Source organism: Arcticibacter tournemirensis, from assembly GCF_006716645.1.
Classification (GTDB): Bacteria; Bacteroidota; Bacteroidia; order Sphingobacteriales; family Sphingobacteriaceae; genus Arcticibacter; species Arcticibacter tournemirensis.
In genome coordinates this window covers 3,929,262-3,952,687 of sequence record NZ_VFPL01000001.1, presented here as the reverse complement: position 1 = coordinate 3,952,687, position 23,426 = coordinate 3,929,262, and the positions used below count along the sequence as shown (strand labels likewise).

11 protein-coding genes are annotated in these 23,426 nt (G+C 45.3%); 3 read left to right on the top strand and 8 right to left on the bottom strand.

Annotation, left to right across the window (positions count from 1 at the left end; translation table 11 throughout):
• Positions 1-6: 6 nt before the first annotated feature.
• The 3 genes from BDE36_RS16575 to BDE36_RS16565 are packed head-to-tail and all read left to right on the top strand — an operon-like array spanning position 7 to position 7,320.
• A complete protein-coding gene (locus tag BDE36_RS16575) occupies positions 7-2,034 on the top strand; it encodes an NPCBM/NEW2 domain-containing protein (RefSeq protein WP_141815746.1) in 2,028 nt (675 codons plus the stop codon).
• Between the two features lie 14 nt (positions 2,035-2,048).
• Entirely contained in the window at positions 2,049-4,658 is a 2,610-nt protein-coding gene (gene xyl3A, locus BDE36_RS16570) for a xylan 1,4-beta-xylosidase (RefSeq protein ID WP_141815745.1), read from the top strand.
• A 52-nt stretch (positions 4,659-4,710) separates the two neighbouring features.
• A complete protein-coding gene (locus tag BDE36_RS16565) occupies positions 4,711-7,320 on the top strand; it encodes a glycoside hydrolase family 31 protein (RefSeq protein WP_141815744.1) in 2,610 nt (869 codons plus the stop codon).
• 102 nt (positions 7,321-7,422) lie between these two features.
• Here BDE36_RS16565 and BDE36_RS16560 read toward each other — a convergent pair whose 3' ends face one another.
• The 8 genes from BDE36_RS16560 to BDE36_RS16525 form a co-directional block, all read right to left on the bottom strand.
• Positions 7,423-9,030, bottom strand: a complete 1,608-nt coding sequence (locus BDE36_RS16560) for a RagB/SusD family nutrient uptake outer membrane protein (protein WP_141815743.1) — start codon at positions 9,028-9,030, stop codon at positions 7,423-7,425.
• Positions 9,031-9,039: 9 nt separating this feature from the next.
• Positions 9,040-12,126, bottom strand: a complete 3,087-nt coding sequence (locus BDE36_RS16555; RefSeq protein WP_235904356.1) for a SusC/RagA family TonB-linked outer membrane protein — start codon at positions 12,124-12,126, stop codon at positions 9,040-9,042.
• A 380-nt stretch (positions 12,127-12,506) separates the two neighbouring features.
• Complete coding sequence (locus tag BDE36_RS16550) at positions 12,507-13,907, bottom strand: glycoside hydrolase family 43 protein (RefSeq protein ID WP_141815741.1); 1,401 nt, start codon at positions 13,905-13,907, stop codon at positions 12,507-12,509.
• Between the two features lie 40 nt (positions 13,908-13,947).
• The gene (locus BDE36_RS16545; RefSeq protein WP_141815740.1) at positions 13,948-16,341 is read right to left on the bottom strand and encodes a glycoside hydrolase family 31 protein; all 2,394 of its coding nucleotides are present in this window, start codon (positions 16,339-16,341) and stop codon (positions 13,948-13,950) included.
• A 29-nt stretch (positions 16,342-16,370) separates the two neighbouring features.
• Positions 16,371-18,746, bottom strand: a complete 2,376-nt coding sequence (locus tag BDE36_RS16540; RefSeq protein ID WP_141815739.1) for a Plug domain-containing protein — start codon at positions 18,744-18,746, stop codon at positions 16,371-16,373.
• Between the two features lie 9 nt (positions 18,747-18,755).
• The gene (locus tag BDE36_RS16535; RefSeq protein ID WP_128770609.1) at positions 18,756-19,916 is read right to left on the bottom strand and encodes a DUF4249 domain-containing protein; all 1,161 of its coding nucleotides are present in this window, start codon (positions 19,914-19,916) and stop codon (positions 18,756-18,758) included.
• Complete coding sequence (locus BDE36_RS16530; protein WP_141815738.1) at positions 19,913-22,678, bottom strand: TonB-dependent receptor; 2,766 nt, start codon at positions 22,676-22,678, stop codon at positions 19,913-19,915. The genes BDE36_RS16535 and BDE36_RS16530 overlap by 4 nt, the downstream gene beginning before the upstream one ends.
• 4 nt (positions 22,679-22,682) lie before the next feature.
• The gene (locus tag BDE36_RS16525; RefSeq protein ID WP_128770607.1) at positions 22,683-23,420 is read right to left on the bottom strand and encodes a hypothetical protein; all 738 of its coding nucleotides are present in this window, start codon (positions 23,418-23,420) and stop codon (positions 22,683-22,685) included.
• Positions 23,421-23,426: the final 6 nt, after the last annotated feature.

Here is a 23,426-nt window from a genome sequence, read left to right as displayed (position 1 = left end):
AATATTATGAAGCAAAAGTTTTTTTTAGTTCTTTTTTTTCTGACCGGGCTGATTTGGGCAAGCCCGGTAAAAGCTCAGACTGTATGGCTTGACGAGCTTGATCTGAGTGTGGCTACCCAGGGATTCGGATTGCCGGGGAAAAATAAGTCTGTCGACGGCAAACCCATTACCATTGCGGGCAAAACGTTTGAACGTGGCTTTGGAACACATTCGGTAAGTTCACTTTTTATTCAGCTTGATGGAAAGGCGACGTTATTTACGGCTCAGGTGGGTATTGATGACGAGGTTACAGGGCATCAGCCGGCCGCCGAATTTCAGGTGGTTGGCGATGGTAAGGTTCTTTGGGAAAGCGGTATCGTGCGCCTGGGCGATGCAGCCCGGCCCTGTTCGGTATCTCTTGCCGGCGTTAAGAAGCTTGAACTGGTGGTAACTGACGGAGGGAACGGCAACTATTACGATCATGCAGACTGGGCGAATGCGAAGTTTGAGACATCGGGAGTGAGTACTTTCGTCACTACTAATCCTGTATCTAATGTACCCTATATACTGACTCCCGCAGCCCCGGCTACGCCCAGGATTAATGGCGCTACTGTATTTGGGGTGCGGCCCGGCTCTCCTTTTTTATACCGTATACCGGCTACGGGCGACAGGCCAATGGCCTTTTCGGCTTCGGGATTGCCTGAGGGATTGAAAATTGATACCCAAACCGGAATTATTACCGGGCAGCTAGCTAAAGCGGGAACGTTCTATGTTACGCTGGGTGCAAAAAATGCGAAAGGTACAGCGTCAAAGAAATTTCGTATCGTCTGCGGCGACCGCATCGGTCTTACACCTCCGATGGGCTGGAACAGCTGGAACTGCTTCGCAGGTGAGGTTTCAGCTGATAAAGTAAAAAGGGCAGCTGATGCGCTGGTAAAAAGCGGGCTTGTTAATCATGGCTGGACATATATCAATATCGATGACTTCTGGCAGAATCACCGTGATTCGAAGGATCAGACGCTCCGTGGTAAACTGCGCGACGATTCAGGCAGGATCGTGCCAAATGCCAGGTTTGGCGATATGAAGCCGCTGGCTGACTACGTTCATAGTCTTGGCTTAAAGATAGGGATTTACTCAAGTCCGGGTCCCTGGACCTGCGGCGGATGTGCCGGGAGTTATGGTTATGAAAAGCAGGATGCTGAAAGCTATGCCAGATGGGGATTTGACTATCTGAAATACGACTGGTGCAGCTATGGAGGTGTTATTAACGGCATGCCGGATAATGACCCCTATAAAGTGGGATCGCTGTCGTACCAGGGTGGCAGTGATTTGCCGACTGCTGTTAAGCCTTTTAAGGTAATGGGCGACTACCTTCGGTCACAGCCACGCGATATCATTTACAGTTTATGCCAGTACGGCATGTCGGATGTATGGAAATGGGGCGGTTCGGTTGGAGGAACCTCCTGGCGTACCACGAACGATATTACCGATACTTGGGCGAGTGTGAGGGGCATCGCCCTCGATCAGGATAAAGCCGCGCCATGGGCGAAGCCGGGAAACTGGAACGATCCGGATATGCTGGTAGTGGGGACTGTAGGCTGGGGCAACCCTCATCCGAGCAGGTTGAGACCCGACGAGCAATATCTGCACATCAGTTTATGGAGCCTTTTCTCCGCCCCGCTTCTGATAGGCTGCGATATGGAAAAGCTGGACGATTTTACCCTGAACCTGCTGACAAATGACGAAGTGATCGCTTTGAATCAGGATCCGCTCGGCAAACAGGCAACGTGTTTGCATACCATTGGCGACTTGCGCATCTATGTGAAAGAACTTGAAGACGGAAGCCGTGCGGTAGGTTTCTGTAATTTTGGACTTGAACCCGTTAACCTTTCATTTAGTGATTTTTCAAAGCTGGGTATCGCAGGTAAGCAGAAGGTGCGGGACGTATGGCGGCAGAAAGATATTGCTGTCATTGGTAAGGGAGGGAAAAATGCACTTCAGCTTTCTGTTCCGGTGCATGGTGTTCTTTTGTATAAGTTTACAGTATCGAAATAAAAAACTTTGTCGGAATGAAACCTGGAATTCGCTTTAAACTGCTTTGTCTTTTATCTGTATTTCTGTTCTCTGGCAGGATTTCCGGCCAGATGCTTCCCTATAAAAATCCTGCCTTGTCTTCCGAAGAAAGGGCAAAAGATCTGATCAGCCGTCTGACGCTGGAGGAAAAGGCTTTAATAATGATGGATGAATCAAAGTCTGTCCCGAGGCTTGGTATCAAGAAGTTCAGTTGGTGGAGTGAGGCGCTCCACGGACTTGCTAATACGGATAGTGTGACTGTTTTTCCGGAACCTATAGGGATGGCGGCATCATTTAATGATTCCCTCGTCTACAGAATATTTGATGCTACTTCAGACGAAGTACGCGCAAAATATCACGCGGCTCAGAGACGGGGCCAGGAGAGCCGGCGGTTCCTGGGACTTTCTGTCTGGACTCCCAACGTGAATATTTTCAGGGATCCGAGGTGGGGACGGGGACAGGAAACTTATGGAGAAGATCCTTACCTGACATCTCGAATGGGAGTGGCAGTGGTGAAGGGACTACAGGGCCCGGCAAATTCGAAGTACAGAAAACTTCTTGCATGTGCCAAACACTATGCCGTGCATTCAGGACCGGAATGGAGCCGTCATGAGTTGAATCTGAATAACGTTAGTCCCCGGGACTTGTGGGAAACTTATCTGCCCGCATTTAAGTCGTTGGTGCAGGAAGCGGACGTAAGGCAGGTAATGTGTGCTTATCAGCGGCTCGATGATGAGCCTTGCTGCGGAAATAATCGTTTGCTGCAGACAATTCTACGCGACGACTGGGGATTTAAGCATCTTGTGGTATCCGACTGCGGAGCCATAACCGACTTTTTTACCAGCCACAAGGTTTCATCCGATTCTGTTCATGCTGCTGCAAAAGGCGTTATTGCAGGTACCGACGTTGAGTGTGTGTGGGACAGATATGCCTATGGAACATTACCTGATGCAGTTAAGAGGGGACTGATACCTGAGGATAAGATTGATAAAAGTTTACTCCGTGTTCTGACTGCCCGTTTCGATCTGGGTGAAATGGATGACGACTCACTGGTTCCGTGGTCGAAAATCCCTGCATCGGTCATCAATAATGACGAACACAGGAGGCTGGCGCTTGAAATGTCACGCGAATCAATGACACTCCTGCAGAACCGGAACAGGCTGCTGCCTCTTTCAGTCAGAAAGAAAAAAATTGCGGTAGTAGGTCCGAATGCGGATAACGAAGCCATGTTATGGGGAAACTATAATGGTAAGCCAATAAGAACGATTACTATCCTGAAGGGTATTCAATCGAAGGTTGGAGATGGAAATGTGGTGTATGACAAAGCCTGTGATCTTGTTGAGAACAAAGTGATGGAGAGTTATTTCTCAAAGACCTCCGCCGGCGGCAAAACTGGATTTAAAGCGTCTTACTGGAATAACCGGGATATGAAAGACAACGTGGTTACCACGCGCCAGATCGGTGAGCCGGTAAAGTTAACAACTGCGGGTCAGCATGAGTTTGCTTCAGGGGTAAGGCTGGAGGCTTTCTCTGCAAAGTACGAGACTTCTTTTGAGGCGCCGGAAACCGAAGAGATCGTGTTTAAATGCGGAGCCACAGGTTACTTTGAGCTGCTTGTAAACGACAGCTCTCTTGTTAAATACAATAACTGGAGGACCCTGCCTTCCAGAGTTACCTATAAGGTGGAGAAGGGACAAAAGTATGCAATTGAAATCCGCTATGCCCAACTGAATAACTGGCAGGCAAACCTGGAGTTTGATTTTGGGAAGGAGCTGGATGTTGATTTTACAGGCTTGATCAATAAACTGAAAGGAATAGATGAGGTTGTGTTTGTGGGTGGGCTGTCTACACTTCTTGAAGGAGAAGAGATGCCGGTATCTTACCCTGGTTTTAAGGGAGGTGACCGCACGGATATAGAGTTGCCTGAAGTGCAGCGAAATTGTTTAAAGGCTCTGAAGGCGGCCGGGAAGAAAGTTGTTTTTGTGAATTGCTCAGGTTCACCTCTGGCGCTTGTTCCGGAGACCCAGTCATGCGATGCCATTCTTCAGGCCTGGTATGGAGGAGAGTCGGGTGGACAGGCGGTTGCCGACGTGTTATTTGGTGACTATAATCCTTCAGGAAAGCTTCCTGTTACTTTTTACAAAAGTACTTCTCAGCTTGCCGGATTTGAAGACTATTCTATGAAAGGCCGTACGTACCGGTTTATGTCTGATCCGCTTTTCCCTTTTGGGCACGGGCTTAGTTACACAACCTTCTCGATCGGCAATGCGCATGTCAGCAAACAGAAAATAGACAAGGGAGAAACTATTGCTCTGAACCTGCCTGTAAAAAACACGGGAAAGCTTAATGGAACTGAAATACTGCAGGTATATGTGAGGAAGGTAAACGATAAGGGCGGACCTCTGAAGACTCTCAGGGGATTTAAAAGAGTGAGCCTTGCTGCCGGGAGGAGTGCCAATGAAACGGTTGAACTCCCTTATTCTGCTTTTGAGTTTTATAATGAGGAGAAACTCAGGATGGAGGTCACCCCGGGTGACTATGAAATTTTATACGGAAACAGTTCTGACGACCGTGACCTGAAAAAGGCGAAAGTTACCGTATTGTAAACGTAGAAATTACATTGCTGCACATCAAAAGCAAGTGTGAATTACTCAGAGTATGAATAGAGTTTTCCTTTTTTTGCTGCTAATGCCTATGACAGGGGCGGCGCAATCTTATACAGGACATCGCTTACAGACGGACCGCTTGTCGGTCAGTCTGACTGATGGGGTGATGGATATTATTCCTTTGTCGGACAGGGCGGTGAGAGTCCAGTGGCATAAGGGGCAATTGAAGGAGGAACGGGAGCTGATCTTTACTGAGAAGGTTTCTCCTCCCGCATTCAGCGTTAATGAAGCTGGTTCAAAGCTTGTTCTCAAGCTAAAGGACATGTCAGTGTTTTTTGACAAAAGGAGCGGTACGATCGACTACAGGGATGCTCGAGGAAAGATATTTCTGAGTGAGAAGGCGGGAGGTAGAAAGCTTACCGAATCGTCAGTAGCAGGGGAGCCTTGCCTGGTGGCAGAGCAGCGGTTTATTTCTCCAGCCGATGAACACGTCTTTGGGCTTGGCCAGTTCCAGGACGGCCAGTTTAACCTCCGCAATATAAGCCGGAAACTGATCCAGGTGAATAGTCAGATTGCTATTCCATTTTTGTATTCCAGCAAAGGTTATGGGATCCTTTGGAATCAATATGGTCTCACTTATTTCAACCCTGCGGATAATATTGTGCCGCTTGAGAAACAGAGTAGTGCAACAGGTGAAAATAAGGAGGTTGAGGTGACTACTACTTCGGGAACACAACGGGTATCACAACAACAATCGTTATATACCGGCAAGTTTAAAGTTGAAAGGGATGGCGAGTACTCTTTTATGCTTGACCTGGGAGATATGGACAGCCGTCATCTGCTGATTATTGATGGAGTCAGCTGTATTGATCAGTCTAACCTGTGGCTGCCTCCTGCTGCAGGAATGCTCACTCGCCTGAAGGCAGGAGAGCATACGGTGCAGGTTGTTTGCAGGGCTTCTAATAAACCGGTATTGTCCTGGAATATGGCGGATAATGAGACTATTTTCCGGTCGCCCAACGCCCGTGCTCTGGACTATGTTGTGTTTCATGGAAAAAACGCCGACGAGGTGATTGCCGCTTACCGTAACTTGTCGGGAAATGTGCCGATGCTGCCTTTATGGGCTTATGGCTTTTGGCAGTGCCGGGAACGCTATACCTCGGGGAAGCATCTGGTTAGTACGGTTGAAGAGTTCCGGAAGAGAAAATTCCCGGTAGATGTGATTGTACAGGACTGGCAATACTGGGGGAAGCACGGTTGGGGAGTGCCGCAATTTGACACGGCCAACTATCCCAATCCGGCAGGATTTATCAGACAACTGCACGACCTGAATGCCCGTTTTTCGATTTCTGTATGGGAAAACCTGGATAAGAAATCGGAGGTAGCGAAGGACTATATTTCCGGAAACCTCTACATCCCGAATAGTCCATGGATTGATATCTTTAATCCGGCTACTCAAAAGACTCACTGGAATGCGCTGGATAAAAATCTTTTTAGCTTAGGCGTTGATTCCTGGTGGATGGATGCTACAGAACCGGAAAATGACGCACTCGCGGGAAAGCAAACCTCGTTTGGGCCCGGTGAGTTTTACAGGCTGACGTACCCGCTTTTTGTAAGTAAGGCTGTGTATGAGGGACAAAGGGCTACGAATGATCAGAAGCGGGTAACTATACTCACGCGCTCAGCTTTTGCAGGGCAGCAGCGTTTCGGGACGATTAACTGGTCGGGCGATATAGGCTGGAACTGGGATACTTTCAGAAGACAGATTAAGGCCGGACTTAATTTTTCGCTTACCGGTATGCCGTTCTGGACTACAGATATTGGTGGATTTTTCCGTCCCGGAGCTACTCAGTACACCGATGAAAAGTATCATGAAATTCTTACCAGATGGTTTCAGTGGGGGGCGTTTAACCCGGTTTTTCGGATACACGGTTATCAGACGGAAACAGAACCCTGGAAGTATGGGGAGAAGGTGGAATCCGATATGCGAAAAATGCTGAATCTTCGTTACAGGCTGTTGCCTTATATCTATTCAGAAGGGTGGCAGGTTTCAAGCAATGGCAGTACGATCATGCGTCCTTTTGTAATGGATTTTAGCAATGATTCCAGGGCTTTGGCTCAGTCCTATGAATACATGTTTGGGAGTGCTTTCCTTGTGGCCCCGGTTACAGAAGCAGGAATAAAAGAGAGTTCCGTTTATTTGCCCGGAGGTAATGATTGGTATGACTTCTGGACAGGATCACGGCTGAAGGGCGGACAGACCGTTAAAGCAAATACTCCGGCAGATCAGATCCCACTTTTTGTGAAAGCCGGTTCGATTGTGCCTCTCGGAAAAGTGACGCAGTATGCCACCGTGAAGGCAGTGGATTCCCTGGAGATAAGAATTTACAGGGGTGCTAACGGGAAATTTACCTTGTATGCGGATGAGGGCGATAATTACAATTATGAAAAAGGAAAATACAGGCTTATTCCTTTTACCTGGAACGAACAGAAGAATATCCTGACGATAGATGCTATGAAGGGAGACTATCCTGATGCCCCCGGGAGATATGTTTTTGATGTTGTCTGGGTTAGCCGGTCAGCAGGAAAAGGAGATAGTCTTCCGGTAAGGAAAGAGAGTATAATTTATAATGGAGCCAGGATACAAGTAAAAAGAAATTAGATTGCCGGACTTCGCTTCAGGGGAAAGAAAAAGCCTTGCAGGATACTCTGTATAAGTAATGAAGTATCCCGCAAGACTTTTTTATGTCCGTTCGGCAAACATTTAATTGTTCATTGCATTCCCTCTCAGGTTTTTATTATTATCCAGTTCTGCCTGTGGAAATGGATAGTAAGTAACGCGTTCGGTCCAGCCCAATTGTTTTAGTGGGTCGAGCCATTTCGGATCAGCGCTTCCCCAGCGAATTAAGTCGAAATAACGGAGGTATTCACCTGTGAATTCTACATAGCGTTCATGGGCAATAATGTTTTTGATGTTATTCAGCCTCACACCGTTGATAATAGTATCTTTTGCCAGGAGGCCATCAACGTCCGGAATGGTTCCGCGGGAATGCTGGTACCATAAATGAGGTTGTTCTGAGGGGACGATATTGTTAGCTCGTTTTCTCACCTCATTGATGTAAAACTTTGCTCCCGGGAGATCACCTTTTTCATTCAGGCATTCAGCATACATTAAATAAACATCTGCGTAGCGGAGCAGGCGGTCATTGATGCCATTGTCGAAGTCGGCAACCTGAACATCAGGGCAATATTTTCGGGTGCCGTACAGATCTTTATTGGTGGCCAGGTTATTCATCCAGTCCGGATAACTTGTCACCTTACCATCCACCTGGGTATGTTTCGCACCGTTTTCGCACCAGAGTGTCATATACTTACGCGGGTCTCCGGGTTCGAACTCGTCATGAGTTTTCTTATTAGGTGCCAGGTTCCACCAGGAGCCGCCGGTACCGTCAAACATACCAATTTCCTGCCAGCGCCATGAAGATGATATATCATCTCCAAGCCAGCCCGGGCCATTGTGCATCTGTATTTCGAAAACAGATTCGGCGTTGTTTTCAGTGGACTCCGCGAAGTTGTCTTTAAAGTAATCGACAAGTCTGTACTCGTTGCTTTCAATTACTTTCTTTAATTCGGCTTCTGCTTTTGCAAATTCAGCTTTCTGACCGCTTTCTAGAATCGGACGATACAGATAAGCTTTTGCGAGGTAAGCCTGCGCAGCTCCTTTTGTAGCCCGCCCTTTTTGAGCCGCATTGGCATACAAGACGCTTCGTACAGGCAACAGCTCTGCTGCTTTCTGAAAATCGCTCACGATAAGAGCGTATACCTGTCCCTTTTCCGAATTAGTGGGATAATAGTCGGCATCGGAGCTAACTGGTTTTTCAACGAGAGGAACTGTTTCTCCAAATAAACACGCAAGATGCATATAATGCATTGCTCTTAGAAAATGTGCTTCACCGAGCAGCCTGTTGCGGCGCTGTTCGTCAATCTGACCTGTGAAATTTGTTATCTTATCGATCGCCAGGTTGGACGCGGAAACACCATTCCAAAGATCCTTCCAGGTGCCTGACGCCATGCCGTCGCTGGCAGGTGTGTTGTATGTGTCCTGATACATCGGTTCCCATTTAAACGTGTGGTTAAAGTCGTCGCCGGGAGCCAGGAGCTCATAATACAAAGAGCGGGCATATCCGCCCTGCACCCTGCCGATCAGAGCCTGGTAAGCGGGTATGACAGTGGTCTCTAATTGATCTGCTGTCAGGTAATACGTATCCGTAGAAAGTTCCTGGGGGTTCTGCAGGTCCAGGTTGGGCTTACATCCTGCAGAAAGAGCCAGGGTAAGTAAAAGTATATTTCTGGTTTTTATCAGCTTCTTCATCTCAAAATATTATAATGTGAACTGTGCTCCTAAAAAGAATTCTCTTGAATTGGGGAAGGTTCGTCCCCAGGGCCTTTGTGCATCAATACCGCGGGCAAGGTTATACCGTGTCTCATCTGATCCTACTTCAGGGTCGTAACCGGAGTAGTCAGTAAATGTGAGTAGGTTTTTCGCGCCGATGTATACGCGCAAGCGATCCACTTTAAGTCTCTTTGTAACGTGCTCCGGAAAGGTATATCCCAGGTTCACGGTTTTGAGCCTTAAATAGGAACCATCTTCAATGAAACGGCTTGATGCCCGCAAGTTTTGATTCGGGTCTCCAAGGATTGCCCTTGGCATGTCGGTATTAACATTGCGGGGATAAACCGTTTGCGCACCTGAAACGGGATTCGTGAAGACAAGTTCTTCAGCTCTGTAGCGGTTGAGAGTAGTGGCGAAGTTATTGTAATAGTGATACATACCTTCACCCCAGTATTTGCTGTTATTATAAATTTCGTTGCCCTGAACTCCCTGCCAGATCATTGAAAAGTCCAGAGTGCCGAATCTCGCGGCATAGCTGGCATCAATGTTAAAGCCATAACTGAAGTCGGGGATAGGACTGCCAATAAACGCCTTGTCCTTATCATTCAATACATTATCTCCATTCAGATCTTTAAACCTGATATCTCCCAAACCTGCTTTGGGGGCAAATGCCTGATCCTGCTGCAGTTGTTCTGCAGTGGTATAGAGGCCATTAGTCACGTATCCCCAAAACTCGCCGATAGACCGCCCTACTGCAGTTCTGGTGACATTTTCGCCGCCCGGGTTTACCGCACCAAAAAGTATCTCATTATTATTACCCAGACTTAATACTTCATTCTTCACCAATGACAAATTTGCGGAGGCCGAGTAATTGAACTTTCTCGCGGAATTCCGGTAAGTTGCGATAAAGTCCCATCCGCGGTTTCTGATATTTCCTGCATTTAGTACAGGGAAATTATCTACATAGCCTGCCACATAAGATATTGGTACGTTGACCAGCATATCTTCAGTCTTCTTATTGTAGTAGTCGAGAGTGAATGACAGTTTGTTGCGGAACATTGACAGATCTAAACCCAGATCTGTTGAGTACTGGCTCTCCCATTTTACATTTGGATTGGAAGGAGTGAGCGGAAGTGCCCCGGTGACCATTACATCATTGAGGTAATACCATACATGGTCGAAACTGACGGTCCGCTGATATTGATACTGTGCGATGTCTGAATTTCCGAGCAGCCCGTAACTGCCCCTGAGTTTCAAATCATCGATGAAGGAAACGTTCTTCATGAATTTCTCCTGACTGATCCTCCAGCCTGCTGAAATGGAAGGGAAGTTTCCGTACCGGTAGGCCTTACTGAAGTTGGCCGATCCGTCACGGCGGAAGTTGAACGTTAACAGATATTTGCTCTCATAGCTATAATTAAGGCGTCCGAGCATCGAATACATGGCAAACTGGCCGAGGCCTGATCCCACGACTTTGGAGGAAGACATAGTGGTCAATCCGAGAATTAACACGTCCTGGCTGGGAAGCGCTCTTGCCCCTGCATTCACAGCTTTATATCTGGACTCTTCAGAGGTGATCCCTGCCAGAGCGCTGAAACTGTGTTTCCCTATACTTTTATCATACGACAGAGTGTGCTCAAACAGCCACCTGTTATTCTGATTACTTGAAATATTCAATTCATCTGGATCGTGGTTTTGATACTGGCCAACTGAGTAACCTGAAATGTAGCCTTGTCCCCGGAACCTGTTGATATCCAGCCCTAAATTAAACTTGTACTTCAGTCCGGGAATAAACTCATAGGATGCCCATATATTTCCATTTGCGAAGAAAGTTTCATTATTGTTTTCATTGAGATAAGCATTTGCGAGGGCACTCGCTACGTCTGTTCCGTTTCCCGCTCCGGCGAAGCCTGTGGTGCTGTTGGGATCGTAAAGGGGCAGTGTGGAGGACCATCTCTGGGCATCAATCAGGTTCTTATCACTCCAGGTGCGGCTGTTAAAGTTGAGCAAAACGGTTTCGCCAACCTTTAACTTTCCTTTAGTAAAATCGGAGATAAACTGTGTGGCGTAGGTCTTTGAGTTATCCCGAATCAGAATGGGCTTATCAGTTGAATAAATGCCATTGATACGGAATGTCGCATTCTGGGCACCACCGCTTATAGAAAGATTATGTTTCTGATAGGAGCCTGTACGGAGGAGAGCATCCACCATGTTGTACCCCTGGCCAATAGAAGTAGGATTTGATAAAGCGGGAAGATAATCGGTTCTTGCGGGATTTTGATTATACATTTCCTCGTTGATCAGCTCTGCGAGCTGCTGGCCGTTAAGTGTTTCCACGTTGTTCGATATAGATTTGACCCCTCCAAAGCCGAAATAGTCGATTTTAACAGGTCCGGTAGCTCCCCGTTTGGTCGTGATCAGGATAACGCCGTTTGCTCCACGTGAACCGTAGATAGCACTTGAAGCTGCGTCTTTCAGGATCTGGATACTGGCAATGTTGTTGTCGTCAGGAATCGCGCCTCCTATCATTCCATCTACAACATACAAAGGGTCGGTGTTATTAATGGAGCCTACTCCCCGGATCCTGATGGTACCCGCGTTTACCTGAACCCCCGGTACAGAACTCTGCATGATAGCCTGAAAGCCTCCAGGGACCTTTAACAAGTCTTTTGTTTCGACGGTAGCGATAGAGGAGGAGAGGTCGACCTTCTTTTGAGTTCCATAGCCGATAACAACGACTTCTTCCAGTGTTTTTTCGTCGGCCTTCATCACGACGTCAATAACCGTTCTCCCTTTTACGGGAATTTCGAGCCGCGAAAATCCGATGCTTATAAATTCTAGTGTTGCGGTTGCCGGTGCGTTAATCTGGTACCGTCCTTCCTGATTGGAGGCAGTTCCTTTTGAGGTGCCTTTAATTTTAATACTCACTCCGGGGAGCACTCCCGAAGAATCACGTATTGTTCCGCTCACGGTAATTTCATTCCCCTGAGCCTTTAGTCTGCCTGGGGATAGCAATGGCAAGACTGCCACAAAAAACGTCAGGATCGCTCCTGAGCCAGGTTTTAGTTTTCGCATAATCATGTATTTAGATGTAATTAGTAGCTTTTGGCAGGTTTCCCTTCATATCCAAGGTATGCGTCGCTTTATTCAGCGCGCCCGCCTGTTAGCAGGAAGGGAGGTCAGGAAGATGACTTGTTTTGTTACGGCTTACTGTAATTAGTTTGGATTTCATAGTTAATTTTTTTAGGTATATGTAATAGGTTATGTATTCAATGATAAGCGCCGGAGGCACTCTCATTGAATACAAATAACGGCGGAGCGTATGAAGATAGAGTACATAAATCACTAAAAATCTATCCAAAATGTCTAGAACTAGTCTCATCGTTTAGAGAAACGAAAAGTAAGGTCCCCTTGACCACATGAAGCGGACCAGGCGACCTTACTATGGCTTAGCACTAATGTATAAACTGCCAGTAGTCAAAATTGAAGAGTTCCCTGCCTGCAGTAATATTCTGGCCCTTGAACACAAAATAAAGGTCATGCACTCCTGTAATGTTTTCGTTTACTTTTTGAGAAAAGGTTTTCCATGATTGCCAGCCGCCCGTTCGGGGTACGTTAATGGATGCGATTTTAGCGCCTTTCAGACTGTCAATATGCACATCGAGAACACCGCCGTCAAGTCCCGAAGCCAAAGACGCAGTAAAGGTTTTAGGAGAAGTCAACCCGAAATTTACAGAGCGTACTTTTATATGTCCGCCAGTACGGATTTCAGAAACGAAAATGTTTCCTTTGTCGCTTTGGGTTGTTTTGCATTTTTCTGCCCATGCTATGGTTTCGGCCTCTATGCGTTTATAAGCATCGGGTAGTCCAACCGCGCCGACACCATCTTTGGTCATAGAAATCAGAGGGATGGTTCCGTCAGGGTTGTACTTAAACGCTTCTATGGATGTAGCGCGTCCGTAACTTCCGCCACCTGGAAGCAACCCCGTATGGTAGAATAAATAGGAGTTTCCTTTAAAATCGATTATGCCTCCGTGATTTGTAAAACTATTGGTAGGCTGTTCTGACATGATTTTGCCCTGGTATTTCCATGGTCCGGTTGGACTGTCACTCATCGCGTATGATAAGCTTTCGCCGCCTTTGCTCATTCCGGCAAACATTTGGTAATATTTACCGGCCCTTTTATAGAACCAGGGACCTTCGACGTATACATCCTTAACCTGTGGGTTTTCTTTGCTGTCGGGGCTACGTTTCTGTCTTACTCCTCCGAAAGATTCGGCTGACTGCGGTACTTCAACAATGTCTCCGGTCCAGGAAATCATATCCTCGTTGAGTTTTACATAGTAGAGGCTGCCATTTCCCCAATACAGATAAGCCTGCCCGTCGTTATCAATGAAAACAGTTGGGTCTATATTAGACCAGCTGCCCGTTGTTACTAAGGGTTTGCCGAGGGCATCTTTAAACGGACCTATCGGACTGTCTGCCACCGCAACACCAAGCGCCATATTGTTCTGTACGGTCTGGGCGCAGATGTACCAGTAGAATTTACCATTCCGTTCAATACATTGAGCAGCCCACGCACGATCCCTGGCCCACGAAAACGACTCGAGAGATATCGGCGAACCGTGATCCGTCCAGTTCACCATATCCGATGAAGAGAATACTCTCCACTTTGTCATGTAATAAAAGTCATAACCTGGGATATCGTCACCTGTATAAACATAAACTTTATCTTTATACACCATAGGAGCAGGGTCGGGCGTGTAGTGTGTTTGTATGACAGGGTTTTGAGCCTTTAATGTGCTGTTTCCTGATATTACTGTAAAGATGCATGCTATAATTTTAGTTAGTCTCATATACGATCATTCGTTTACTTAAGAGTGCATTAGGTATCTGTTACTTGAATTTCACAGCGACTTTTTTTCCTGAATAGGAAACGGTTTTCTTTTTTCCATCAGGAAGTATGATAGAAAAAGTTCTGTTTGAGATCATGCCGATGTACTTTCCTTTTCTTGCTCCTATAGTGAGGGTGGCAGAACGGTCATCCCATCCGACGGGTATTTCTGTGTATGCTCCCTTTTCATAATTATAGTTATCGAACTCGTCCTCATAAAGTACAAACGAGCCGTCGGCTCCCGGATATACCCGGAATTGAAGGCTGTCCCATTTTTTCTCGGTGGCATACTGAACTTCAGGCCCAATAGGTATGATCGAACCGGCTTTGACGTAAACAGGGATGACATCAAGCGGGGTTTCTTTTTTGACATAAGTGCCTCCGTTTATTTTCTCATTGGTCCAGAAGTCGTACCATACCGTGTTTTGAGGAAGGTAGGTTTCTTTACTTTTTATGACGGCGAAATCCTCTTCCATTGCTTTTTCTCCCTCTGTCGTTCCTTCCTTTACATACATTGGAACTGATACCGGACTTATTAGCAGCGATTTTCCAAACATGTACTGATCATTGATATTCAGAGCACGTTTGTCTGTCGGGAAGTCCATGACAAGAGCACGCATAAAGCTTGAGTTGTTAGCGGTTACATCCCATGATGTGGAATAGATATAAGGCAGAAGGCTATACCGGAGCTTAATAAACTTTTCTATAGCGTCGTATACCTTATCACCCTTTTTTCCGAACTGATAAATTTCCCGCGGGGCATCGGCTCCATGAGAACGCATCATTGGGCAGAAGGTGCCGAATTGTATCCATCGTGCGTATAGCTCCCTGTACTCCGGATCGTCCAGTTTTCTTCTATAGTTACTAAGGAAGAACCCGCCGATATCGCTATTCCAGTTTGGAATACCGCACAGTGAAAAATTCAGTCCCGCAGAAATCTGGTTTTTAAGGGTCTGCCAGGATGCCTGTATGTCTCCTGACCATGTGTTCGCACCATAGCGTTGTTGCCCGGCAAAGGCAGAACGGGTCAGAATAAAAACACGTTTATCTGATGATGTCTTCCTTTGATTCGCAGATACTCCGCCCACTGTCATTAATGGAAAGGCATTGCGCACTTTTCTGAAAGAACCCAAAAATGTTTTGTTGTCAAAGTCAGAGGGCTTTTGCTGCAGGTGATCTGGTTCCGAAGAGTCGATCCACCATCCGTCCATACCCAATGAGAAAATGCCTTTATTAAGATATTTCCAGAAAATGTCGCGGGCTTCAGGATTGTAGGCGTCGTAAACACGTACGCCGGAGGGGTAATCCATGTTTGGCGGCCATTTCTCGCTGCCTGACTCAGGCCATGTCTTAATATCCAGGAGCATGCCTTTTTTTTCCAGTTCGAGATATGGTTTCGTATGCGGGCCAAAAGAATTCCAGATAGAAATGATCATATGCGCATTTAAACCGTGAACATCGTCCACCATCTTTTTAGGATTGTAAAATTCGGGATTCAGGAATTCTGTAGCATTCCAAAGATAGTTGTTGCCCCAGTATTGCCAGTCCTGTATAATGCCGTCAAGCGGTACCCCAAGCTCCCGGTATTTTTTTACTACGTCGATCAATTCATTCTGACTTTTGTAACGTTCTTTACTTTGCCAGAAGCCGTACGTCCACAAAGGTAACATAGGTGCCTTGCCGGTCAGGTCGCGCATCCCTGTAATAACTCCGTCGGCATTACCCCCATAGATGAAATAATAATCTGCACCATCGCCTGCTTCCGAACTGAAAGAGGTGCTTTGCTGATCATCGGAAAATTTTGTTGGTGAATAGTTATCCCAGAACAGGCCATATCCTTTTACTGACTGGAAAAAGGGGATATAATCGTCTGTATTGCCCTGAATCATGTTCACGGAGAAGTTGCGCTGTATCATACGGCCCTGCTGCATCTGTCCCAGGCCGTAGATAGCTTCGTCTTTATCAAGTGAGAATGCCTGGGAAACACTGAATGTCTGATTCCCTGCATCGTTGAAAGGGGTGAAGCGGGCGCCCTCCGGTTTTTCCTGCAGCAGTGGAAGCCCTAAGTTTGTCAGATAATTTATTGCACCTGTCTGCTGGTTAATGTTAAGGGTTATTTTATCACTTTTTAGCGAAATGCTATTTCCTTCCGTTTTAACGGTAAATGGCACTTTTTGAGGTGTCTTAATGACTGAAAGGCTCTCTTTGCTGAAGGCTGTATTAGCCTGGTACTTAATTATCCTTACTGTAGAAGGAGTATAGAACTGCACTTCAATAGCGGTGCCTGCTGATTGTATTTTTATTCCCTTATCTGTTTTTTGATATTGCTGGGCGGACAGGTGATTAGTGATAAAAAAGATAGTAAACAGAAGGAGTGATTTAGATTTAAATATCATAGTCTTTTGTCATTTAAGGGGTTTGGTGTTCAATTTAATTTTTTTACAACATTTATAATAGCCCTCGCCGAACCTGCTTTGCCGTCGTCTGATAATGCCTGTATTTCGATAATGTATTTTCCGTCTAAGTCAGACGTGAAGAAACTTAATTCTGATGTTCCGGCACTGCTGGTTTTATTGTTCGCACTCCAAAATAAGGTTGTTCTGTAGTCGGGAGTACGGGAAAGTACTGTACTGTCCTTTTCGTACATAGGAGAGTAAAACTCTCTTTTTAGCTGAAGTCCGTCGTAGTCAAATGCGAGGGCACGGGATGGTAATGCATAACCCGCCAGCTGCCCGCTGTAACTATGGATGCTGAGGATCCCGGGAAAGGTGCTTTTTCCATATTGATAGGCGCTCGTGACGATTTCCAGGCGTTGTATTTTAAGGGGATCCATCCTGATCACCGAATTACCTTCATCAAATATGGGGACACCATCTATCAATACCAGGGGATCATTTTCGTGATATTTTCCTGTCTCAGAATCAAGCATTCTCAGATGATAGCTGTTCTTGCGTATGGTAACGTTTATTTCCGGCACATACTCACGTAACACCTCTTCCATAGTAGTAAACCTCACGTAACTGTCCAGGACGTAAACTTTTTCAGGCCGGACGTAAAAGAACGGGGCGTCAGCGTTTATCACGGTTTTATTGTTCAGATATTTAGAGTGCCACGCATTATTGACCTGCATAGCCACACTTCTCTTAAGTAAGTTGTTAGGGTTGGGGAAAAGATTGTATTTTTTGACTCTTTTAGCAGCAAACAGGCTTGAATAGGGAGAGCTGATTTCGATTGCCGCCGTGCTGTCGGTACGGAGATCTGGTTGCGTAATGATTTCATTGCCTCCGTAAAAATCAGAGGTGTAAAAATGAATATCACCGTCTTCGTTTGATGAAGCTGTGTAAAGCTTGCCTTGCACGCCAGGGATGGAAAGAAAGCCAGTTCTATTGCTTAGCCCGGTTGATGAAATGGGGTTCACTACACGTCCGCTTATAATATGGCCATCCACTTCAGGTAGGTAGGTTACCGGCGCTTTTCTTTCTTTCAGTACATCTTCCCATTTAAAACGTCGCCATCCGTGAGTAAGCATTAAGAGATCTGTTGCATCAGCAGGAGCATCGTTAAAATACCAGGCTGCATTCTCTATTCTTCCTTTCAGCTCGGATGTGAGCCAGAGGCTAACAGCAATATCTTCATCTGATGTTAGGAGAGAATCGGCGCTGTAAACGGATACGGAGAAATTGCTTTTGGGTGGCACGCTTTTGAATGTTGTGCTTATCTCAAGCTGTACTTTCTCCCGGGTGGAATAGATGGGCTTATCGGTATTTATCCTGACATTTAGTAAGTTTTGTGGCTTTTTAAAATACAAGCGTTCACAAAGTGCTTCTCCATTAGCATTAAACAACGTAAAGTGTGAAATTCCGTCTCCTAACAGGTTCAAAGGAACCTGAAAGCCTTTTCGCTGATTTCCCGGATCAAGTGAATCAACTAAAATTGTTTTTTGTCCGCAGTGAACGAAAAGTGTAAGCTTGCCGGGGGTATCTAAGGTACTCTGTACAGAAAGCGACAGGCCAGCTCCGCTTTCGGAGGTTAGCATTACCACTCCTTTTTCGAAAATTTGAGGTAAGGAAGCATTGAAACCCTGTCCTCCAACTGGCTTGATCCACACGTTATATGTTTCGTGGTTTTCGGGTTTAAAGTAGAAACTGCCTAATTCTGATCCGAATGGGCCGAATTTTAAAACGGTGTCTTTTCTGCTATTGACAAGTGCCGCTTCAAAATTGAAACTTTCGCCCTGGCTGTCTACAGCCCTGAATGCTACTCTGCTCGTTAAGCCTGCGACTAAATTTCCGCCTTCCGGAAAAAACTGTATGTGCCGGGAGTTTTTAGTTTTTATTTCGTTCGCCAAAGAGGATTCTTCTCTTAAAGTGTTGTAAATGACTATGTTTTTATGAAAATAGTAATCGGGATCAAAGTTTTTCATCCAACTGGTATAACATCTTATGGTATACAGGCCAGATGATAAATCAAGCGGGGTATATAACGAGCCTTCGCCGCCACTGTCTTTTAATGCTACCCTGGATTGAAGGACAGGTTTGTTGGTATTATCCAGTAATTCTATATAAGCAACCTTGCTTACATCCACCGGCCGATTGGTATAAGCTTCGGCGCAATATACTTTAAACCAAATCCTTTCTCCTGCCAGATACGAACTTTTATCGGTATGCATATATAGCTTCTCCTGAAAATTATTAAGAAGGTAGGTTTCAAGTTTTGTTTCAATTTCTCTGATATCCTGAGCAGTACACCGATTTGCGGGCCAGATATTCAACAGAAGAAAGAAAACAGCTATATTTTTCATTGTAAGGTTTTATTCAGGCCAATAATCGGGTTTTATATTTGAGCCCCGCAAGCGGCAATCGATACATTCTTCCCGCGCCATAGTGTAATTGATCCAGACGTTGCCACCAGGTTGCGGAAAAATGTTTTCAGAAATGATCAGGTTGCGTGCATTGATATAGTAAAGCAAACTGTCTTTAGGACTTACAAAAGGCTCACAACGTTGTATATACAACCAGTCCTCGCCAGCTCCACCCGGGGGTTTATTCTTATAGCTGATAAAAAGTCTTTTTTCAGTAACTGTTCCGGCACTGATCCATCCTAATGTCTGTTCTTCAGGATCCGAAAGGCAGATAACATTCCCCTTTAGTTCAGAAGGCTGGGCGTCAAAAATAGTCCCGATCTGTTCTGTATTCTTCTTCATAATTTCCAAATACTGATAGGCTTCGCGTGTCAACCCATACTGCCTCGCCAAAATGCTATACATATAAACCACTTTGACAGAGTTGCCCGGTACATGGTTGACAGGGATCATGGTTAGCCTGTCTTCCTTAAGACGTTCAGAACTCCCCAGGAGGATGGCTGAAGAACGGTTTGATGCCCAGCAATACTGGATATTGACATTTGGATCCCTTGGTACTACCTTCCCGCTCTTATATTCAACAGCCGAAGGAAAGGCAGAGCGGATTTCCCAGGTTTCAGTATAGTCCCAATTGTAATACCTGGTCTGGTTAGCATCATCGTGGGTGTTTACAAAAATCCGGAAACCTTTATTTTCTATCCTGAAGTTGACGCTGTCTATTTCAGGGCTTTTCTTGTTTTCGAGATAGCTTGTCTGATAGGTCTTTCCGTCAGTGATGATCTTCAAAAGGTAACGCTCCGAAAGATCAAGGCCGCGGGTTGACAGAACGCATCTGCCATTCGAATCGGAAGTGCCGCTTAATTGTGTTCCATGGTCGCCTTCTATGGTCACCACGGCGTCTTTTTCAGGAATTAGAGATTGCCAGTCGTTCAGATCGCCTGTACGGCTCAGCTGTATGGTGGTTTCGCCTCCAATATTGATGAAGCCCTCAGCAACCAGCAGGTTCTTGTATTGAGCATCGACGCCGGGCGTAAAGGGATCTTTACAAGCATAGGTCACTAAAATGACAAATAGCAAAAAGATGGCCGGTTTATTCACAAGCTTACTCATTTGATACGGATGTTATAGTTTATAAAAGGAATAGCTGTGCCGAAAACAGAGAGCTGATAACCATTGATAATCTTATTTTCACTGGCAAAATAAGCTGAGAATACATTTTTTTTTCCTGTTAGGTTATATACTCCAAACGTCCACGAGTTATGGGCAAATTGCCTTTTTTTGTGATTACCTAAAACGTTAAATGATATATCTGAGCGAAAATAATCCGGGATACGGTACTGGTTCCGATCGGAATACAGCAACCTTTGTCCTCCTGCATAGTAATATTTTCCTACCGGAAGCGTAATAGGTCTTCCTGTACTGTAGGTTAGATTCAAAGAAAAGCTCACCCGGTGAGAGAAACGGTAGTTTCCTATAAGGGTGAAATCATGGGGTTTATCGTAGTTTGCAGGATAGTATGCGCCTCCGTTGATTGAACTCGTACCATTTGAATCTGCGGTCTTTAGTAATGTGCGTGAATAGGTATAGCTTAGCCAACCGTTTAGTTTGCCTGAAAGTTTCTTTATCATGACTTCCATGCCATAGGCTTTGCCTTGGGTGGGCAAAACATCCTGTTCTATCTTATGGTTAAGGATCAGCACAGCGCCGCTTTTGTAATCCAGAAAATCCTCTATCTTTTTATAATACCCTTCTACCGATGTTTCGATTGTGTTGGACAGAAAGTTTCTGTAGAGGCCCAGGGAAAACTGCCTGCCAAGCTGCGGCGTGATATTCCAATCACTGAGTTTCCATACATCAGTAGGGGAGAGAGACGTTGTATTGGAGAGCATGTGGATATATTGCCTCTGAGTATTGTAACTGGCCTTTATTGAAAGATCAGGGCTTATCGCGGCTCTTACTCCTAACCGGTATTCGGGGCCATGATAGGTTTTTACGATTTTCCCGCTTTTATAATGATCGACTGGCTCTATATTGGCATCGTTTCTGGTTAAGTTTTCTGCATACTTACTTACCGACACAGGCCCGAGGTAGTTGTAAAAGGAATAACGAAGACCTGCGTTTAGGGTAAGAGCTTTTGTGAGGTCATACTGCTGATCGGCAAAAACCGCGCTTTCAAGAGCTTGTTCCTGTGGCAGGACATCCGCGATAACCAAAGAAAGATCACTATAGGGTTCCAGTGATCCGGGTTTGTTTTTGTAGTAGATAGTAGTTGCCCCAAAAAGGATATTCCACCTGGCATTTGGATAATAGTTAAAATTCGTTTTTAAATGCATCTGTCCTATGCTGAACTTTAAGCGGTAGTCAACATCGTCCTTGTAGTTGCTATAGTTATCGTAGCTATACCGGTCATACCCGCCGGACAAAACACCATATAGCTTATTATTAAGTGTATGTTTCCAGCTTAATGCGAAGTTTTGATTGCTGTATTGAAAAGTGGTATCTGTAGCCAGGTTAGATTTATCATTGCTAAAATATCCTGTGGCATAAAATCTATTTTTTTCGTTTTGCTGGTGGCTAATATGGAGATTGACATCATAGAAACTTGCTTTTGCACCATGGTAATCCGCATTATCAGGCAAAAGGTTCAGGATCCAGTTTGAATAAGTAGTTCTGCCACCTAAAATGAAAGACGTTTTATCTTTAATCAGCGGTCCTTCAATATTTAGCCTGCTGGTGATCAGTCCGATACCTGCGGTCCCTGTAAATTCTTTTTTATTGCCTTCTCTGCCGGTTAGCTCGAGCACCGAAGAAAGTCTTCCGCCATATTTAGCGGGTATGCTGCTCTTGTATAGCTGGACGTCCTTGATCACTTCGGGATTAATGGCCGAGAAAAAGCCAAAAAAATGAGAGGGATTAAAGATGGTTGCTTCGTCGAAAAGAATAAGGTTCTGGTCGGTTGATCCTCCGCGTACGTTAAATCCGGTGCTTGATTCACCAACTGACTTCACTCCTGGCAAGGTGAGCACCACTCTCAGGACATCTGCTTCTCCAAAGACAGCAGGAATTTGTTTGATGGTTTTAATATCAAGTTTCTCGACTCCCATTGCGGTGCGCCGGATATTTGAAGTTTTGTCAGAGGTAATCACTACTTCCTTTAATGAAAAAGGCTGATCGTATACACTGACATCTAATTTACCATTGCCATTCAACAACACCTGCCTTCGTGTATCTTTTAAGCCGACGGCTGTGATATTTAGTTCATGTCTTCCTTTCGGTAAGGTGAGCGAGTAAAATCCAAAAACATCGGTTAGTGTACCAATTTTTGGGTTATTAATGAAAATTGCAACGCCGCTTACCGGTTCTCCGGTCTCCGCATTTCTGATATATCCTGCGATGGTTGCGGTAGACCTGCCGGGATTGGTATTGCTGCCAATGGGATATAATTTGTTTTCTAATGTGGCAGGCATCGCGATACTCTTTGCAGAGGGTTCGTCCGCGAACTGCAGAGCTTCACGAGCAATTGGGCTTGAGTGTTTTCCTGAGAACTGAGAAGGTAAAGATGTCACTATCTGTTTGTTTTTTGTAATAAAAACAGCCTGTTCAAATATGGCATAATGACAACCGGAACCTGAAAGAGCTGTATCAAGAACACGGCTCAGGGAAGGATATTTAATATTCAATGTCGTTTTTAAACTATCAAAGCCGGGATCGTCGTAGTAAACTTTATAAGAAGTTTGAGATTCGATTTGCCTTACCAGTTCCTGAAAAGTGTCATGGTTGAGATGTACTACGATATCGCGGTTGTCTTCCTGCGCCTTAAGGTCTGCAGCGTATAATGTAAGTAATGTTATAAGAATACAGAAACTCTTCATGCTGTCAGAGGATAGAGTCGTGATAACTCAGCAATTTTATCATTGAACGCTCCAGCTCTTTTTTAAAGTTCAGGCGCTCTGTCTTAATATATTGCAGATTTTCATTGCGTGTCCGGCTCAATAATCTGAGCAGATCTTTTTTGCCCTTGATAAGAGTATAGCCCGAGTGGTTTAGCAAATAATATTTATTCTGTTGTGAAACGGTCCTTTTTACCGCGTTTTGATTTGGCGTTTCGATGAGTTCTTTTATCCTTTTTGCCAGAAGGCTTGTCTTTCCCTGATACAGTAAGTCGTAGTATCCCGGGGCGATGCTCTTTTGTGTTGTGGAATCGGGACGAATGTTGATGAAAGTATGCTGGTGCAAAGAAAACGCATCTACATATTGAGGCCAAATCACAATGCCGCCCACCTGATCAAAATTCAGAAGCACCAGTTGGTCCTTTACCATATCGTACATCAGGTTTACATCCTGATAAATATGTCCGTTATAAACTATTGTACCTTTGGTGTACTGGTTACTCTGGAACAAGGTATGTCCGCCATCATTCAGGTTGAATACAGGCCGGTACATTTTTCCATTGTAGATGGGTGCTTCGGTATTCAACTGTTCAATGTATGTACGTGTTATTTTTTGGACAATTCCGGAGACGAAAACGCTATCATCACGTATTTGTGCAGAAAGATGGTTATTTGAAGCAGCCAGGACAAGAAGCAGTTCAAAAAACTGAGAAACAATCTTCATACCGTG